Consider the following 16,714-nt stretch of genomic DNA (forward strand, 5'->3'; position numbering starts at 1 on the left):
CCTGACCGGGATCAGGCGGACAGGCTGGCGCGACCCTTGGCACGACGGTTCGCGAGAATCGCGCGGCCGGCACGGGTCCGCATCCGCAGGCGGAAGCCGTGGGTCTTGGCGCGACGACGGTTGTTCGGCTGGAAAGTGCGCTTGCTCACTCGGGGGCTCCAGAAATCAATCGGTGGTGGCGGGTGCCGTCCTGGCTGTCACCGTGCGCCCACGAGTAGCTCGCAGTTACGCCCGAGTGCACCGCTTCCCGATCACCTGACGCGATCTGTGCCCATCGGAGGCAGGCGGCAGCAGCCATCGACAACTCGACCTGGTTACGGTACGCGGGGCTACGCCATCCGGTCAAACCAGCGGTCACTGGGAGACACTATCCACAGCCTGGGGACAACAACTTGAACCGCACCCGTCGCCCTGACTACCGTGGCTGAACTCCGATTCGTTCCCTTGTACCTGCCCCACCCCATTTGAATCCCGACCCGTCCCACAATCACACGTTCGTGGGACCCCGTGAGAGAGCGTGCCCTGTGGCTGACGTACCTGCCGATCTTGCCGCAGTGTGGCCACGAGTATTGGAGCAACTTCTCGGCGAGGGCCGTGGGCAGGGCGTAGAGACAAAGGACGAGCACTGGATCCGGCGCTGCCAGCCACTCGCGCTGGTCGCCGACACCGCCCTGCTCGCCGTACCGAACGAGTTCGCGAAGGGCGTGCTCGAAGGGCGCCTCGCCCCGATCGTCAGCGAAAGCCTGAGCCGCGAGTGCGGCCGCCCGATCCGCATCGCGATCACCGTCGACGACTCCGCGGGCGAACCTCCCGCCCCGCCGACGCCACCGGCTCGCCCCCAGCCGCGCTACGAGGAGCCCGAGCTTCCCTCCGGGCAGTACGACGGCTACGGCCGCCACCGCGCCGACGACCGACGGATGAACCGCCCCGACGAGCGACCCGGCGATCCGGGCGACCAGCTGCCCACCGCCCGACCGGCCTACCCCTCGGAGTACCAGCGCCCCGAGCCCGGCGCCTGGCCGCGCCCGTCGCAGGACGACTACGGCTGGCAGCAGCAGCGCCTCGGCTTCCCCGAGCGGGACCCGTACGCCTCGCCGCCGCAGGACTCGTACGGCCCCCCGGCACAGGACGCGTACGCCCCGCCCTCCCAGGACTACCGTCCGCAGTCGATGGAGCGCCCGCCGTACGAAGCGCAGCGATCCGACTACGACCAGCCGCGCTCCGACTACGACAAGCCGCGACCGGACTACGACAAGCCCCGCCCCGATTACGACCAGCGCGACGCCCGCCGGGAGCTGCCCGAGCAGCCGTCCGGCTCCGGGCACGTCCACCGCGGCGGCCCGGTCGGCTCCTCGCTGCCCGCCTCCAGCGGCGCCCCCGGCCCGCTGGCCGCGAAGCCCGCGCCGGCCACCGGCCCCGGTGAGCCCACCGCGCGCCTGAACCCGAAGTACCTCTTCGACACGTTCGTCATCGGCGCCTCCAACCGCTTCGCGCACGCCGCCGCGGTCGCCGTCGCCGAGGCACCGGCGAAGGCGTACAACCCCCTGTTCATCTATGGGGAGTCCGGCCTCGGCAAGACTCACCTGCTGCACGCCATCGGGCACTACGCGCGCAGCCTCTACCCGGGCACACGCGTGCGATATGTGAGCTCGGAGGAGTTCACCAACGAGTTCATCAACTCCATCCGCGACGGCAAGGGCGACAGCTTCCGCAAGCGGTACCGCGAGATGGACATCCTGCTCGTCGACGACATCCAGTTCCTCGCGGACAAGGAGTCGACGCAGGAGGAGTTCTTCCACACCTTCAACACGCTCCACAACGCCAACAAGCAGATCGTGCTCTCCAGCGACCGGCCGCCCAAGCAGCTGGTCACGCTGGAGGACCGGTTGCGGAACCGTTTCGAGTGGGGTCTGATCACCGACGTCCAGCCGCCCGAGCTGGAGACCCGTATCGCGATCCTCCGGAAGAAGGCGGTGCAGGAGCAGCTCAACGCCCCGCCGGAGGTACTGGAGTTCATCGCCTCCCGCATCTCGCGCAACATCCGCGAGCTGGAGGGCGCGCTGATCCGCGTGACGGCGTTCGCCTCGCTCAACCGGCAGCCGGTGGACCTGGGCCTCACGGAGATCGTCCTCAAGGACCTCATCCCCGGCGGCGAGGACTCGGCCCCCGAGATCACCTCCACAGCCATCATGAGCGCGACCGCCGACTACTTCGGTCTCACCGTCGAGGACCTGTGCGGCACCTCCCGCGGCCGCGCGCTGGTGACGGCCCGCCAGATCGCCATGTACCTGTGCCGGGAGCTGACGGATCTCTCCCTGCCGAAGATCGGCGCACTGTTCGGCGGCCGCGACCACACCACGGTCATGCACGCCGACCGCAAGATCCGCAATCTGATGGCCGAGCGCCGCTCCATCTACAACCAGGTGACCGAGCTGACGAACCGCATCAAGAACGGCTGACAGCCACAGACGCACGCCGTCGAGGGCGCCCCGGGACAAGCTCCCGGGGCGCCCTTCTTCATGCCGGGGATACCCGCTGTTCGATTACCTGCCGGGTTACGGCCGCTCTCCACAGATTCGAAGACTTTCTGCCGTCCACATCCTGGGGACTGCGAAGTTGTCCAGAGCTCGATCCACAGGCGCCCTGTTGAACAACCATTCCAGCAGCTCAAGGGGCTGTGGATTGGTGGATGAAGGATCTCCACAGACTGTGGACGGACAACTGATCCACAAGCTGTGCACGAAGTTGTCCACCGACAACCCACAGGCTGAGCCTGATTGTCCCCAGCGAATCCCGAGTTCTCCACATCGCTGTCCACTGTTCGGCAACGTGACGCGCCTGATCACCGCGTCGAGTGAAAGGCGTCACACAAAGGTGCCGGGTTGGGCTGTGGGCAACGGGGGAAAAGCTGGGGACGGCGCTGGGGAGAACTCACCGCAGGCTGTGCACGGGGTGTGCAGAACTTTCCGTTCTCCACAGACCTCTTGAGTTGTCCACCGGCTCCGCCCACAGGGCCCGTGGACAAAATCTTGCCTCTGAGCTGGGAAAACAGGGTTATCCACGGTTTCCACAGCCCCTACTACTACTCCCGACTAGAGAGAGCGAGAAGTTCGTTTCGAAGGGGGTCCTGTGCACAACTTGCTGTCCGGCTCCCGGCTGGCCCTCGTCACGACTTGACCCCGAGAGGCACCTACTGTCAGTGCCGTGCGTCAGACTGTTCCCCGGTGTCCTTCCCACCACAGGGACCGACGACACCGAGACAGACGACGAAGCCAGGCAGGGCGAGAAGCGCCGGCAACAGCAGGAGGCGGCAACAGTGAAGATCCGGGTGGAACGCGACGTACTCGCGGAGGCAGTTGCCTGGGCGGCGCGCAGCCTCCCGGCCCGTCCGCCGGCGCCTGTCCTCGCCGGCCTCCTGCTGAAGGCCGAGGACGGCGCTCTCAGCCTCTCCAGCTTCGACTACGAGGTCTCGGCGCGCGTGTCCGTGGAGGCGGAGGTCGAGGAGGAGGGCACCGTCCTCGTCTCCGGCCGGCTCCTCGCCGACATCTCCCGCGCCCTCCCCAACCGGCCCGTAGAGATTTCCACAGACGGTGTACGGGCGACGGTGGTCTGTGGCTCCTCCCGATTCACACTCCACACCCTGCCTGTGGAGGAGTACCCGGCGCTGCCGCAGATGCCGAACGCCACGGGCACGGTCCCCGGTGAGGTCTTCGCCTCCGCGGCCGCCCAGGTGGCCATTGCGGCCGGCCGTGACGACACGCTGCCCGTCCTCACCGGTGTGCGCATCGAGATCGAGGGCGACACCGTCACCCTGGCCTCCACCGACCGCTACCGCTTCGCGGTCCGTGAGTTCCTGTGGAAGCCGGAGAACCCTGAGGCCTCCGCGGTCGCCCTGGTGCCCGCCAAGACGCTCCTGGACACCGCCAAGGCCCTCACGAGCGGCGACAGCGTGATCCTGGCGCTGTCCGGCTCGGGCGCGGGCGAGGGCCTGATCGGTTTCGAGGGTGCGGGCCGCCGTACGACGACGCGTCTGCTCGAGGGCGACCTCCCGAAGTACCGCACGCTGTTCCCGACGGAGTTCAACACCGTAGCCGTCATCGAGACCGCCCCCTTCGTGGAGGCCGTCAAGCGTGTGGCCCTGGTCGCCGAGCGCAACACCCCGGTGCGGCTGAGCTTCGAGCAGGGCGTGCTGATCCTGGAGGCCGGCTCCAGCGACGATGCACAGGCTGTGGAACGCGTGGATGCGCAGTTGGAAGGCGACGACATCTCGATCGCCTTCAACCCGACCTTCCTGCTGGACGGCCTGAGCGCCATCGACTCCCCGGTGGCGCAGCTGTCGTTCACGACGTCCACCAAGCCCGCACTGCTCAGCGGCAAGCCGGCGCTGGATGCGGAGGCGGACGAGGCCTACAAGTACCTGATCATGCCTGTGCGGCTCAGCGGCTGATCGCTCTCCTCAGGGAATCCGCAGGTCGGGGCATACGTTTGAGCGGGTATGCCCACAGGTGTGCGCGAGCGTCCGGGTTTAGGCTCGGACGCAGGTACGAACGTGCCCCAGACGCCACACAGCAACCTAAGGAACAACTGATGGAGCTCGGTCTCGTCGGCCTCGGCAAGATGGGCGGCAACATGCGCGAGCGGATACGCCGCGCAGGCCACACGGTCATCGGATTCGACCGCAACCCGGACCTCGCCGATGTCCACAGCCTGGAAGAGCTTGTGGGCAAGCTCAGCGGGCCCCGCGTGGTCTGGGTGATGGTCCCGGCCGGTGCACCCACCCAGTCGACGATCGACGAGCTGGCCGAGCTCCTGGAGCCGGGAGACGTCGTCGTGGACGGCGGCAACTCCCGCTGGACGGACGACGAGAAGCACGCCGAGGAGCTGGCGGCCAAGGGCATCGGCTTCGTCGACTGCGGTGTCTCCGGCGGTGTCTGGGGCCTGGAGAACGGCTATGCGCTGATGTACGGCGGTGACGCGGAGAACGTCGCCAAGGTGCAGCCGGTCTTCGACGCCCTCAAGCCCGAGGGGAAGTTCGGCTCGGTGCACGCCGGCAAGGTAGGTGCGGGTCACTTCGCGAAGATGGTCCACAACGGCATCGAGTACGCGATGATGCAGGCCTACGCCGAGGGCTGGGAGCTGCTGGAGAAGGTCGACTCGGTCACGGATGTGCGCGAGGTCTTCCGGTCCTGGCAGGAGGGCACCGTCATCCGTTCCTGGCTGTTGGACCTTGCGGTGAACGCCCTCGACCAGGACGAGCACCTGGACAGGCTGAAAGGTTTTGCACAGGACTCCGGCGAGGGACGCTGGACTGTGGAAGCCGCCATCGACAACGCCGTGCCGCTGCCCGCGATCACGGCCTCCCTCTTCGCGCGGTTCGCGTCGCGTCAGGAGGACTCTCCGCAGATGAAGATGATCGCGGCGCTGCGGAACCAGTTCGGCGGCCACGCGGTCGAGAAGAAGTAGTCCACAGGGCTGTTGAGGGCCCACAACTGGGGGAGGTCGGCGACCGACCATGCACGTCACGCACCTGTCGCTGGCCGACTTCCGCTCGTACGCCCGGGTCGAGGTTCCGCTGGACCCGGGCGTCACCGCTTTCGTCGGCCCGAACGGGCAGGGCAAGACGAACCTGGTGGAGGCCGTCGGCTATCTGGCCACCCTCGGTAGCCATCGGGTGGCCTCCGACGCCCCTCTGGTGCGCATGGGCGCGGATCGTGCGGTCATCCGGGCGCAGGTCAAACAGGGCGAGCGGCAGCAGCTGATCGAGCTGGAGCTGAACCCGGGCAGGGCCAACCGGGCCCGCATCAACAGGTCCTCGCAGGTCAGGCCGCGTGACGTGTTGGGCATCGTACGGACCGTCCTGTTCGCTCCCGAGGATCTTTCCCTGGTCAAGGGCGATCCAGGTGAGCGGCGTCGTTTCCTCGACGAGCTGATCACCGCCCGTTCGCCGCGCATGGCCGGCGTGCGCTCCGACTACGAGCGGGTCCTGAAGCAGCGCAACACGCTCCTGAAGTCGGCCGCGCTGGCGCGTCGGCACGGCGGCCGCTCCATGGACCTGTCCACGCTCGATGTCTGGGACCAGCATCTCGCGCGCGCGGGTGCCGAGTTGCTCGCCCAGCGCCTGGACCTGGTCGCCGCGATCCAGCCGCTGGCCGACAAGGCGTACGAGCAGTTGGCCCCGGGGGGCGGCCCGGTCGGTCTGGAGTACAAGCCGTCCGCCCCCGGTGAGGCTCATACCCGCGAGGATCTCTACGAGCAGCTGATGGGGGCGCTCGCCGAGGCGCGCAAGCAGGAGATCGAGCGGGGCGTCACCCTCGTAGGACCCCATCGGGACGATCTGCTGCTCAAACTCGGTCAGCTGCCTGCCAAGGGGTACGCCTCCCACGGGGAGTCGTGGTCGTACGCGCTGGCGCTGCGCCTCGCCTCGTACGACCTGCTGCGGGCCGAGGGCAACGAGCCGGTGCTCGTCCTCGACGATGTCTTCGCGGAGCTGGACACCCGGCGCCGGGAGCGCCTGGCGGAGCTGGTCGCGCCCGGTGAGCAGGTGCTGGTGACGGCCGCGGTCGACGACGACGTACCGCACGTACTGGCGGGGACGCGGTACTCCGTGTCGGACGGGACGGTGGAGCGCGCATGACGGACGAAGAGCCCGCGCCCAAGAAGGCCCCCGAGCCGTCCGGCGTCGACCTCGCGCGTGTGGCGCTGAGGGCGGCGAAGGAACAGGCACGCGCGCGTGGGGACGCGGCGCAGCAGAAGAAGCAGGCGCGGCGCGGTGGTCTGCGCTCCGGCGCGCGCGCTGACGGGCGCGACCCCATGGCGCTCGGTGCTGCGATCAACCGGCTCATCACCGAGCGCGGTTGGGAGACCCCGGCGGCGGTGGGCGGGGTGATGGGCCGCTGGCCGCAGATCGTGGGCGAGGACGTGGCCAAGCACTGTGTGCCGGAGAAGTATGACGAGGACGAGCGCGTCCTGGTGGTGCGCTGCGACTCGACGGCCTGGGCGACGAATCTGCGCCTGCTCGCCCCGACGCTCGTGGCCCGTCTCAATGAGGACCTCGGGCACGGCGCGGTGAAGATGATCAAGGTGAACGGTCCCGGTGGCCCCGCCCGTCGCTACGGTCCCCTGCGTGCCCCTGGCAGCACGGGGCCCGGCGACACGTATGGGTGACACACCTCACATCTGCAGGCCGTCGGGGGTCCGGTCGTGGCCCCGGCGGCCTCAGTGTCGTGCCACCGCACACGGTTGCGAATCACTACCTGACTCCCAAGTAGCCAAGGGTTGACAGCCGGAAGCGCTGAGTGCCGCTGTGAGCCTCTTGGAGCCCTGCTCCGTATATGGGGACCCGGAAGACGCCGGTTCAGGGCGCCACATGAGGACTCAGGTACCGGCAAACCCCCATCACTGTCGGCGCTACCGGTAGACTGGAAGCCAATCCCGCCCCAGTCGTGGGGACGTCCGGGAAAAGCTGAGCAACGCTGAACAAGGCTTACCAACGCAACATGCCGCAGCCGCTCCGGCAACCCTCCCCCGGAGGGGTCCCCCCAGAGCCTGGCTCGTGCTGTGCCAGAAAGGGCGCTTCGTGGCCGATTCCGGCAACCCCAACGAGAACATCCCGTCCACCGACGCCGGCGAGAACGGCGCGGTGACCTCGTCGAACGGCGAGGTCACCGCCTCGTACGACGCCAGCGCCATCACCGTCCTCGAGGGCCTGGACGCGGTCCGCAAGCGCCCTGGTATGTACATCGGCTCGACCGGTGAGCGAGGGCTGCACCACCTCGTGTACGAGGTCGTCGACAACTCCGTCGACGAGGCACTGGCCGGCCACGCGGACACCATCGACGTGACGATCCTCGCCGACGGCGGCGTCCGCGTCGTCGACAACGGCCGTGGCATCCCGGTGGGCATCGTCCCCTCCGAGGGCAAGCCGGCGCTCGAGGTCGTGCTGACCGTGCTGCACGCGGGCGGCAAGTTCGGCGGTGGCGGCTACGCGGTCTCCGGTGGTCTGCACGGCGTGGGCGTCTCGGTCGTGAACGCGCTGTCCGCGAAGGTCGCAGTCGAGGTCAGGACCGACGGCCATCGCTGGACGCAGGACTACAAGATGGGCGTCCCCACGGCGCCGCTCGCCAAGCACGAGGCCATCGAGGAGACCGGCACGTCGGTCACCTTCTGGGCCGACGCCGACATCTTCGAAACCACCGACTACTCCTTCGAGACGCTCTCGCGGCGCTTCCAGGAGATGGCGTTCCTCAACAAGGGTTTGACGATCAAACTCACTGATGAGCGCGAGTCGGCGAAGGCCACCTCCGGGGCGGACGAGGCGGGTGCCGACGAGACCGCCGAGGTCAAGCACGTCACGTACCACTACGAGGGCGGCATCGTCGACTTCGTGAAGTACCTCAACTCCCGCAAGGGAGACGTGGTGCACCCGACGGTGATCGACCTCGAGGCGGAGGACAAGGAGAAGAGCCTCTCCCTCGAAGTCGCCATGCAGTGGAACAGCGGTTACAGCGAGGGCGTGTACTCCTTCGCCAACATCATCCACACGCACGAGGGCGGCACGCACGAAGAGGGCTTCCGCGCGGCGCTCACCAACCTGATCAACAAGTACGCGCGCGACAAGAAGCTGCTGCGCGAGAAGGACGACAACCTCACGGGTGACGACATCCGCGAGGGTCTGACGGCGATCATCTCGGTGAAGCTGAGCGAGCCGCAGTTCGAGGGCCAGACCAAGACCAAGCTGGGCAACACGGAGGCGAAGACCTTCGTCCAGAAGGCGGTCTACGAGCACCTCAACGACTGGCTGGACCGCAATCCGAACGAGGCGGCGGACATCATCCGCAAGGGCATCCAGGCGGCCACCGCGCGCGTGGCGGCCCGCAAGGCCCGTGACCTCACCCGCCGCAAGGGCCTGCTGGAGTCGGCGTCCCTGCCGGGCAAGCTCTCCGACTGCCAGTCGAACGACCCGACCAAGTGCGAGATCTTCATCGTCGAGGGTGACTCCGCCGGCGGCTCGGCCAAGTCCGGCCGGAACCCGCAGTACCAGGCGATCCTCCCGATCCGGGGAAAGATCCTCAACGTCGAGAAGGCGCGGATCGACAAGATCCTGCAGAACCAGGAGATCCAGGCGCTGATCTCGGCCTTCGGCACGGGTGTGCACGAGGACTTCGACATCGAGAAGCTCCGCTATCACAAGATCATCCTGATGGCGGACGCCGACGTCGACGGCCAGCACATCAGCACCCTGCTGCTGACCTTCCTGTTCCGCTTCATGCGGCCGCTGGTCGAGGCCGGGCACGTGTACCTGTCCCGTCCCCCGCTGTACAAGATCAAGTGGGGCCGGGACGACGTGGAGTACGCCTACTCGGACCGCGAGCGCGACGCGCTGATCGAGATGGGCCGCCAGCGCGGCAAGCGCGTCCGCGAGGACTCGATCCAGCGCTTCAAGGGTCTCGGCGAGATGAACGCCGAGGAACTGCGCGTGACCACGATGGACCAGGAGCACCGGGTCCTCGGCCAGGTCACCCTGGACGACGCGGCGCAGGCCGACGACCTGTTCTCGGTCCTGATGGGCGAGGACGTGGAGGCGCGCCGCCAGTTCATCCAGCGCAACGCCAAGGACGTCCGCTTCCTCGACATCTGAGTCGGTCTCAGCTGACCGCACCAGGAAGGATCTTCACCAGCAATGGCCGACGAGAACACTCCCGTCACCCCTGAAGAGGGCGGCGAACTCGCGATGCGTGTCGAGCCCGTGGGGCTCGAGACGGAGATGCAGCGCTCGTACCTCGACTACGCGATGTCCGTCATCGTCTCGCGAGCGCTGCCGGACGTCCGGGACGGCCTCAAGCCCGTCCACCGCCGCGTCCTGTACGCCATGTACGACGGCGGCTACCGCCCCGAGCGCGGCTTCTACAAGTGCGCCCGCGTCGTCGGCGACGTCATGGGCAACTACCACCCGCACGGCGACTCCTCGATCTACGACGCGCTGGTCCGCCTCGCGCAGCCGTGGTCGATGCGGATGCCGCTGGTGGACTCCAACGGCAACTTCGGCTCTCCGGGCAACGACCCGGCGGCGGCCATGCGCTACACCGAGTGCAAGATGGCGCCGCTGTCGATGGAGATGGTCCGTGACATCGACGAGGAGACCGTCGACTTCACGGACAACTACGACGGCCGCTCCCAGGAGCCGACCGTCCTGCCGGCCCGCTTCCCGAACCTGCTGATCAATGGCTCGGCCGGTATCGCGGTCGGCATGGCGACCAACATCCCGCCGCACAACCTGCGCGAGGTAGCGGCCGGCGCCCAGTGGTACCTGGAGAACCCCGACGTCTCCCACGAGGAGCTGCTGGACGCGCTCATGGAGCGCATCAAGGGCCCCGACTTCCCGACCGGCGCGCTCGTCGTCGGCCGCAAGGGCATCGAGGAGGCCTACCGCACCGGCCGTGGCTCCATCACCATGCGCGCGGTCGTCGAGGTCGAGGAGATCCAGAACCGCCAGTGCCTGGTGGTCACGGAGCTGCCGTACCAGACCAACCCCGACAACCTCGCGCAGAAGATCGCCGACCTGGTGAAGGACGGCAAGATCGGCGGCATCGCGGACGTCCGCGACGAGACGTCCTCGCGCACCGGTCAGCGCCTGGTCATCGTGCTGAAGCGGGACGCGGTCGCCAAGGTCGTCCTGAACAACCTCTACAAGCACACGGACCTGCAGTCGAACTTCGGCGCCAACATGCTGGCGCTGGTCGACGGTGTCCCGCGCACGCTGTCCCTGGACGCGTTCATCCGTCACTGGGTGACGCACCAGATCGAGGTCATCGTCCGCCGTACGCGCTTCCGCCTGCGCAAGGCCGAGGAGCGGGCGCACATCCTGCGCGGTCTGCTGAAGGCCCTGGACGCGATCGACGAGGTCATCGCGCTGATCCGGCGCAGCGACACCGTCGACATCGCGCGCGGGGGCCTGATGGACCTCCTGGAGATCGACGAGCTCCAGGCGAACGCCATCCTCGAGATGCAGCTGCGCCGACTGGCCGCCCTGGAGCGCCGGAAGATCATCCAGGAGCACGACGAGCTCCAGGCGAAGATCACCGAGTACAACGAGATCCTCGCCTCCCCGGTCCGCCAGCGCGGCATCGTCAGCGAGGAACTCGCCGCGATCGTCGAGAAGTACGGCGACGACCGCAAGACGATGCTGGTGCCCTTCGACGGCGACATGTCCATGGAGGACCTGATCGCCGAAGAGGACATCGTCGTCACCATCACGCGCGGCGGCTACATCAAGCGCACCAAGACGGAGGACTACCGCTCGCAGAAGCGGGGCGGCAAGGGCGTACGCGGCACGAAGCTGAAGCAGGACGACATCGTCGACCACTTCTTCGTGTCGACCACGCATCACTGGCTGCTGTTCTTCACCAACAAGGGCCGCGTCTACCGTGCGAAGGCCTACGAGCTTCCGGACGCCGGCCGGGAGGCGCGCGGCCAGCACGTCGCGAACCTGCTCGCCTTCCAGCCGGACGAGGCGATCGCCGAGATCCTCGCGATCCGCGACTACGAGGCGGCGCCGTACCTCGTCCTCGCCACCAAGGGCGGCCTGGTCAAGAAGACGCCGCTGAAGGATTACGATTCACCCCGCTCCGGCGGTGTGATCGCGATCAACCTCCGGGAGACGGAGGACGGTTCGGACGACGAACTGATCGGAGCCGAACTCGTTTCAGCCGATGACGATCTGCTTCTGATCAGCAAGAAGGCACAGTCGATCAGGTTCACTGCCACGGACGAGAGCCTGCGGCCCATGGGCCGTGCCACCTCCGGTGTCAAGGGCATGAGTTTCCGTGAGGGCGATGAACTTCTGTCGATGAATGTTGTTCGACCCGGTACGTTCGTGTTCACTGCTACGGACGGTGGGTACGCGAAGCGGACTGCCGTCGACGACTACCGCGTCCAGGGTCGCGGCGGCCTCGGTATCAAGGCTGCCAAGATCGTGGAGGACCGCGGTTCGCTGGTCGGCGCGCTGGTGGTCGAGGAGACCGACGAAATCCTCGCCATCACGCTGTCGGGCGGTGTGATTCGTACGCGAGTCAACGAGGTCAGGGAGACGGGCCGTGACACCATGGGCGTCCAACTGATCAACCTGGGCAAGCGCGATGCCGTCGTCGGTATCGCTCGTAACGCCGAGGCGGGACGCGAGGCGGAGGAGGTCGACGGCGATGTGGCCGTCGACGAGACCGCCGAAGGTGCCGCGACCACCGGCACGGACGAGGGTGAGGCGCCCTCGGCCGAGTAGCACGAGGAGAGAGTCATCGTGAGCGGAGCCACGGGCGCCGGATCGGCCGCTACCCCCACGGGTACGGAATCGGACGGAGGCGGCCGTGGCTCCGCCGCGCGTGCGACGGATTCGCACACGACCCAACTGCGCAAGATCGACGCAGCTGAGACCGACTCGCCCTCGTCCGAGACGCATGGATCCCAGGGGGGAACTGTGACGGAAGCCCGAGGCCCGCAGACGCAGCAGCAGAAGGCCGGAGCGGCTCCGGCCGCCCAGCCGCAGCCTCAGCAGCCTCCGGCCCAGCCCGCACCGCCCCAGGCGGCCTCTCCGCTCCCCGGTGAGCGGCAGCCGCAGCAGGCCGCTGGGCCCTACCACCCGCCGCAGGCCTACCAGAACCAGGCCCAGGCGCCCGCCCAGTCACCGACCGGTGCCGTACGGCGGCCGCGCACCGGCGCGCGCACCACGCCCCGTATCCGCAAGGCACGGCTGCGCGTGGCGAAGGCCGACCCGTGGTCGGTCATGAAGGTGAGCTTCCTGCTCTCCATCGCGCTGGGCATCTGCACGATCGTCGCGTCCGCGGTGCTGTGGATGGTCATGGACGCGATGGGCGTCTTTTCGACGGTCGGCGGCACGATCTCCGAGGCCACCGGATCCAACGAGTCGAACGGCTTCGACCTGCAGTCGTTCCTGTCGCTCCCGCACGTCCTGATGTTCACGTCGATCATCGCGGTCATCGACGTCGTCCTCGCGACGGCTCTCGCGACCCTCGGCGCGTTCATCTACAACCTCTCCGCGGGCTTCGTCGGCGGCATCGAGCTGACCCTCGCCGAGGACGAGTGACATCGGCCGTGACGCCCGTTGCAAACCTCTGCCGCCGGTCCTGCCGCCGGTCCTGAGACAACCGATTTTGGGACTGCCCACGTCGTGCGCTAATCTTCAGGGGTCAGCGCGCGGGACACACACCGCAGAGCGCGGCGGGGCTATAGCTCAGTTGGTTAGAGCGCATCCCTGATAAGGATGAGGCCACAGGTTCAAATCCTGTTAGCCCCACCAGCCAAAAGACCCCCGGTCCACTCGGATCGGGGGTCTTTGACATCACCGGTTGACAACAGCCGATGAGCGGATTTTCCAGAAGCTCGGCGAGCATCCCGACGGCTTCCCGCACGCTGTCGCCGTCCACGGGGAGCCGGCTGGTGGACCCAACGGCGGTACCAGCCAGGTCGCGGCCGCGGATTCCGGGTGCTGTGCGACGCGGCATACGAGATCGACCACATAAAAGAGCTGTGCACGCGGCTTCGCGCTTCGCCAGGGAATGCGACTCCAAGGTCCCGGACTCCGCGAAGGGCGAGAAGGGACAGTAATGATCTCGACGCAGGCATGGACCGACGCCCGACGCCTGTGGGACTACCACCGGACGGGCCACACCCTGCGGCCGTGCTCGGTTGCGATCGGACTGGGCAGTCACGACCTCGGTGTGGCCGATACGGCAGTGGACCTGTACAAGCGCGGCATGGCTCCCCTGCTTGTGTTCACGGGGGCCACCAGCCCGACGACGCGGGAGCGCATGCCCCGTGGGGAAGCCGTCCACTACCGCGAACGAGCCCTCGAACTCGGTGTGCCCAGCTCAGCGGTGCTCGTAGAGCCCCACGCCCGCAACACCGGCGAGAACATCTGCTTCTCCAGGGCCGTGCTCGAGGAGGCCGACGTGGATGTCTCCTCGGTGCTCCTCATCAGCAAGCCGTACGAGGAGAGGCGCGCATACGCCACGGCCCGCAAGCTGTGGCCCGAAGTCGAGATCGTCAGCGCGTCCACTCCGATGACGCTTGAGGAGTATGCGGACTCCGTCCAGGACGCCCGGTTGGTCATTGACATGCTGGTGGGGGCACTTCAGCGACTCCTGATCTACCCGGAGCAGGGATACATGATCAGCCAGCCCGTTCCGGATGACGTGCTTGAGGCGTACGAGCGGCTGTGCAACGAGGGTTTCACCAGCCGACTTCTCGCCACGGACCAGCACTCCGCCTGATGCCGCGCGGTGCCCATGAGGAGCAGCGGCACGAAGAAGACCCCCAACCGGTTCCGGTTGGGGGTCTTCTTCGTGGGCGGTTCGGGTACGCAAGTTCGCCGTTACGCCGAGAATGCAGGGGCGGTGCCTCACAGCTGGAGGGGAGTGGCCGGCTCGGAGATGTCCCCGCCCGCCTCCGTCTCCGTGAGCGGGCTGTGGCGGCAGCTGGGGGACTTTCCGTGGGCCTCGGCGCGGATGCGCTGCTTCATCGTGGGGGGCAGGGCCCTGGCGTACGACCAGGACCAGTGGGATGCCGTCGGCGTCGTCACCGGCGCGCTGCAGTTGCCGGGCGCCTCGGTCTGCGGTACCACCGCGGCGGCGGTCGTCGTGATCAGTCCGAGCGTCGTGCACAGCGCAAGGAAGGCGGTGACGATGACGTTCCACAGCTTCATGACCTGGTTCTGGGCCATGGCCCCTCACTTTCGGGTCGGGCGATTTGCGTACTTTCCTCATGATGTGTATCGGGGCCGCGAAGTGTTGGACCGACGCCCGTGGCGCGGCGATGTTCAGATGAACAACACCCGGATGGGCGCAAACGGCTTGAAAATAGGAGAATGAACAGCAAAGTAACCGTCCGTGGGGATGTGATCACCCTCAGATCGGAGCGGTGGACTCCGGTTCTACTGCGGTTTGCCTGAGGGGAGTTGGGGGCCCACGTAGGTCACCGATCGGTATCGGTCGGTGTGTATAGTCGGGCGCCAGAAGTCCCCTACGTCAAGGAAAGACGAGGTCGCGCGGTGAAGAAGCTTCTCCTGGTCGCACTGGCCGCCATCGGCGGGCTCCTCGTGTACCGCCAGATCCAGGCGGATCGCGCCGAGCAGGATCTGTGGACGGAGGCGACTGACTCCGTGCCCACGGGTTCGTGAGTATCGACAACGGAATCTGAACAGACCCCGGCCGTCCTTGCGGTCGGGGTTTTGTGTTGCCCGGATGAGACGCGGCCTCGCGGGGCAGGATGGGCCACGGTCCAGCGGTCCGGACGACGACTAGGGGTGGCGCGTGATGGGGCGGCGTACGGCGTGGTGGCGCGCGAGGGCATGGCGCGGGCGTCCGTCGGCACGCGCGCGCGTGGCGGCCGTGGGAGCAGTGCTGTGCACGGCAGCTGCGGCGTCCTGGCCGACCGCCACCGCGGCGGCAGCCGGAACCCCGAGCACCGGCGTCTCCTCCGCTGCCTCCTCCTACGCCTTTGCGGAGAACGCACAGCCTGTGGACGGAGCGAAAGGAGCCACGGACGCCTCGCTCCTCGAAGCCGGCAAGACCTACCGCAGCTCCCTCCCCAAGGACGCGAAGCTCTACTACAGCCTTCATCTCGACGCCGCGTCCAACGCCTACGTCTCCGTCACCGCCATCCCCCGCGCAGACGCCACCCTCTCCATCACCGACGGCATCAGAGTGTCGGTGCAGGACGTCGACAACCACTCCTGCTCCAACGAGCGCGCCCGCTTCGGCGCCGCCAAGAGCCCGCACCCCATCACGGCGTGGGGCGCACGAACAACCTCCCCGGCCGACCCCGTGTGCCAGGGCACCGGCACCTACTACGTCGTCGTCGAACGCACCGGTACGGCGGACTCCTCGCCCGCCGCCTGGGACCTGGAGATCACCGCCACAACCGAACCGCGCCTGAAGCAGGCCGGTTCGACGAGCCCGCCCAAGGCGTGGAACTCCGCCTCACCCACGCCCGTCTCGGGTGCGGCCAAGCACAGCCAGGGCGGCGCGGGGTTCTCCCGGGCGGCCACCGTGGGACAGGGCGTCTGGAGCGCCGACATCACACCCGGGCAGACCCTCTTCTACAAGGTCCCGGTCGGCTGGGGCCAACAGCCGTCCGCCACGGCCGAACTGGGCAGCGCGAACGGCGACGGCCACGGCTACGCCATCGACGCCCTGGCCCTCACGCTCTACAACCCCGTCCGCGCCGACGTGGAGGACGCGAACGTCGGCTACGACGGCAAGCAGAAGTCGGCCTCCCTCGCCACGGTGCCTGCCGTCGACTACACCAACCGCTACGCCATCCCCGACCACGTGAACGGAATGCGGTTCGCAGGCTCGTACTACCTGGTGGTGCACCTCGCCGCGGGAGTGGCCGACAAGTTCGGCGACGGACCGTTCAGGCTGAGGCTGCGCGTCGGGGTCGAGGGCACGCCGCAGGACGGCCCCGGGTACGAAGGGCAGTCCGTGCCGGGGAACGTCTTCGAGATCACCGCCCAGGACCGGCAGGCAGCCGCGGAGGGCGGGACCGCAGACGCCCACGCCACGATGAAGGCGGTCGCCGCGGCAGGGATCGGAACGGGCACGGTCGTGCTCGCCGTGCTCGGAGTGTGGACGGTCGCGGCCCGGCGGAGAGCACGGGCCTGGTGAGGCCTGCGGCCCGGTGGAGAGCACGGGCCTCGTGAGGC

Annotated in this window: 13 protein-coding genes and 1 tRNA gene; 12 read left to right on the forward strand and 2 right to left on the reverse strand. The window is 67.8% G+C overall.

Going from position 1 to position 16,714, the window contains the following annotated elements; all coding sequences use genetic code 11:
- Nucleotides 1-11 precede the first annotated feature (11 nt).
- Nucleotides 12-149, reverse strand: a complete 138-nt coding sequence (gene rpmH / locus IH68_RS0124740; RefSeq protein WP_015659252.1) for a 50S ribosomal protein L34 — start codon at nucleotides 147-149, stop codon at nucleotides 12-14.
- 375 nt (nucleotides 150-524) lie between these two features.
- Between rpmH and dnaA the strand changes: the two genes are divergently transcribed.
- The 10 genes from dnaA (at nucleotide 525) to IH68_RS0124790 (ending at nucleotide 14,282) form a co-directional block, all read left to right on the forward strand.
- The gene (dnaA, locus tag IH68_RS0124745) at nucleotides 525-2,459 is read left to right on the forward strand and encodes a chromosomal replication initiator protein DnaA (protein ID WP_078912590.1); all 1,935 of its coding nucleotides are present in this window, start codon (nucleotides 525-527) and stop codon (nucleotides 2,457-2,459) included.
- 857 nt (nucleotides 2,460-3,316) lie between these two features.
- Nucleotides 3,317-4,447, forward strand: a complete 1,131-nt coding sequence (gene dnaN, locus IH68_RS0124750) for a DNA polymerase III subunit beta (protein ID WP_030938963.1) — start codon at nucleotides 3,317-3,319, stop codon at nucleotides 4,445-4,447.
- 140 nt (nucleotides 4,448-4,587) lie between these two features.
- On the forward strand, nucleotides 4,588-5,463 hold the full coding sequence (gnd, locus tag IH68_RS0124755) for a phosphogluconate dehydrogenase (NAD(+)-dependent, decarboxylating) (RefSeq protein ID WP_030938967.1): 876 nt from the start codon (nucleotides 4,588-4,590) through the stop codon (nucleotides 5,461-5,463).
- A 49-nt stretch (nucleotides 5,464-5,512) separates the two neighbouring features.
- On the forward strand, nucleotides 5,513-6,634 hold the full coding sequence (gene recF / locus IH68_RS0124760; protein ID WP_030938970.1) for a DNA replication/repair protein RecF: 1,122 nt from the start codon (nucleotides 5,513-5,515) through the stop codon (nucleotides 6,632-6,634).
- Complete coding sequence (locus tag IH68_RS0124765; protein ID WP_030938973.1) at nucleotides 6,631-7,164, forward strand: DUF721 domain-containing protein; 534 nt, start codon at nucleotides 6,631-6,633, stop codon at nucleotides 7,162-7,164. Before recF ends, IH68_RS0124765 begins: the two co-directional genes overlap by 4 nt.
- A gap of 412 nt (nucleotides 7,165-7,576) precedes the next feature.
- Nucleotides 7,577-9,637 (forward strand): DNA topoisomerase (ATP-hydrolyzing) subunit B, encoded by a 2,061-nt coding sequence (gene gyrB / locus IH68_RS0124770; protein ID WP_185124112.1) that lies wholly within the window; start codon nucleotides 7,577-7,579, stop codon nucleotides 9,635-9,637.
- A 42-nt stretch (nucleotides 9,638-9,679) separates the two neighbouring features.
- A complete protein-coding gene (gene gyrA / locus IH68_RS0124775; RefSeq protein WP_030938979.1) occupies nucleotides 9,680-12,274 on the forward strand; it encodes a DNA gyrase subunit A in 2,595 nt (864 codons plus the stop codon).
- A gap of 18 nt (nucleotides 12,275-12,292) precedes the next feature.
- Nucleotides 12,293-13,096 (forward strand): DUF3566 domain-containing protein, encoded by an 804-nt coding sequence (locus tag IH68_RS0124780; protein ID WP_030938982.1) that lies wholly within the window; start codon nucleotides 12,293-12,295, stop codon nucleotides 13,094-13,096.
- A 136-nt stretch (nucleotides 13,097-13,232) separates the two neighbouring features.
- Nucleotides 13,233-13,309: transfer RNA gene (locus IH68_RS0124785), tRNA-Ile, on the forward strand.
- Between the two features lie 307 nt (nucleotides 13,310-13,616).
- Complete coding sequence (locus tag IH68_RS0124790) at nucleotides 13,617-14,282, forward strand: YdcF family protein (protein WP_030938985.1); 666 nt, start codon at nucleotides 13,617-13,619, stop codon at nucleotides 14,280-14,282.
- A gap of 128 nt (nucleotides 14,283-14,410) precedes the next feature.
- On the opposite strand, the gene IH68_RS0124795 is transcribed toward IH68_RS0124790, so the two are convergent.
- Nucleotides 14,411-14,731: a DUF6344 domain-containing protein gene (locus IH68_RS0124795; RefSeq protein WP_030938988.1), complete on the reverse strand. Its 321-nt coding sequence runs from the start codon at nucleotides 14,729-14,731 to the stop codon at nucleotides 14,411-14,413.
- A 327-nt stretch (nucleotides 14,732-15,058) separates the two neighbouring features.
- Here IH68_RS0124795 and IH68_RS58250 point away from each other — a divergent pair, with 327 nt between their 5' ends.
- Together IH68_RS58250 and IH68_RS0124805 are read left to right on the forward strand one after the other, a co-directional pair.
- Entirely contained in the window at nucleotides 15,059-15,187 is a 129-nt protein-coding gene (locus IH68_RS58250) for a DLW-39 family protein (RefSeq protein ID WP_003999697.1), read from the forward strand.
- A gap of 211 nt (nucleotides 15,188-15,398) precedes the next feature.
- On the forward strand, nucleotides 15,399-16,676 hold the full coding sequence (locus IH68_RS0124805) for a hypothetical protein (protein ID WP_234341551.1): 1,278 nt from the start codon (nucleotides 15,399-15,401) through the stop codon (nucleotides 16,674-16,676).
- Nucleotides 16,677-16,714: the final 38 nt, after the last annotated feature.

This window comes from Streptomyces sp. NRRL S-646 (assembly GCF_000720765.1).
In the GTDB taxonomy this organism is placed as follows: domain Bacteria; phylum Actinomycetota; class Actinomycetes; order Streptomycetales; family Streptomycetaceae; genus Streptomyces.

Excerpts from the sequence above, each read along its gene's own strand:
- gnd (WP_030938967.1), top strand. The coding sequence starts at position 4,588 with ATGGAGCTCGGTCTCGTCGGCCTCGGCAAGATGGGCGGCAACATGCGC.
- recF (WP_030938970.1), top strand. The coding sequence starts at position 5,513 with ATGCACGTCACGCACCTGTCGCTGGCCGACTTCCGCTCGTACGCCCGG.
- IH68_RS0124765 (WP_030938973.1), top strand. The coding sequence starts at position 6,631 with ATGACGGACGAAGAGCCCGCGCCCAAGAAGGCCCCCGAGCCGTCCGGC.
- gyrA (WP_030938979.1), top strand. The coding sequence starts at position 9,680 with ATGGCCGACGAGAACACTCCCGTCACCCCTGAAGAGGGCGGCGAACTC.
- IH68_RS0124790 (WP_030938985.1), top strand. The coding sequence starts at position 13,617 with ATGATCTCGACGCAGGCATGGACCGACGCCCGACGCCTGTGGGACTAC.
- IH68_RS0124795 (WP_030938988.1), bottom strand. The coding sequence starts at position 14,731 with ATGGCCCAGAACCAGGTCATGAAGCTGTGGAACGTCATCGTCACCGCC.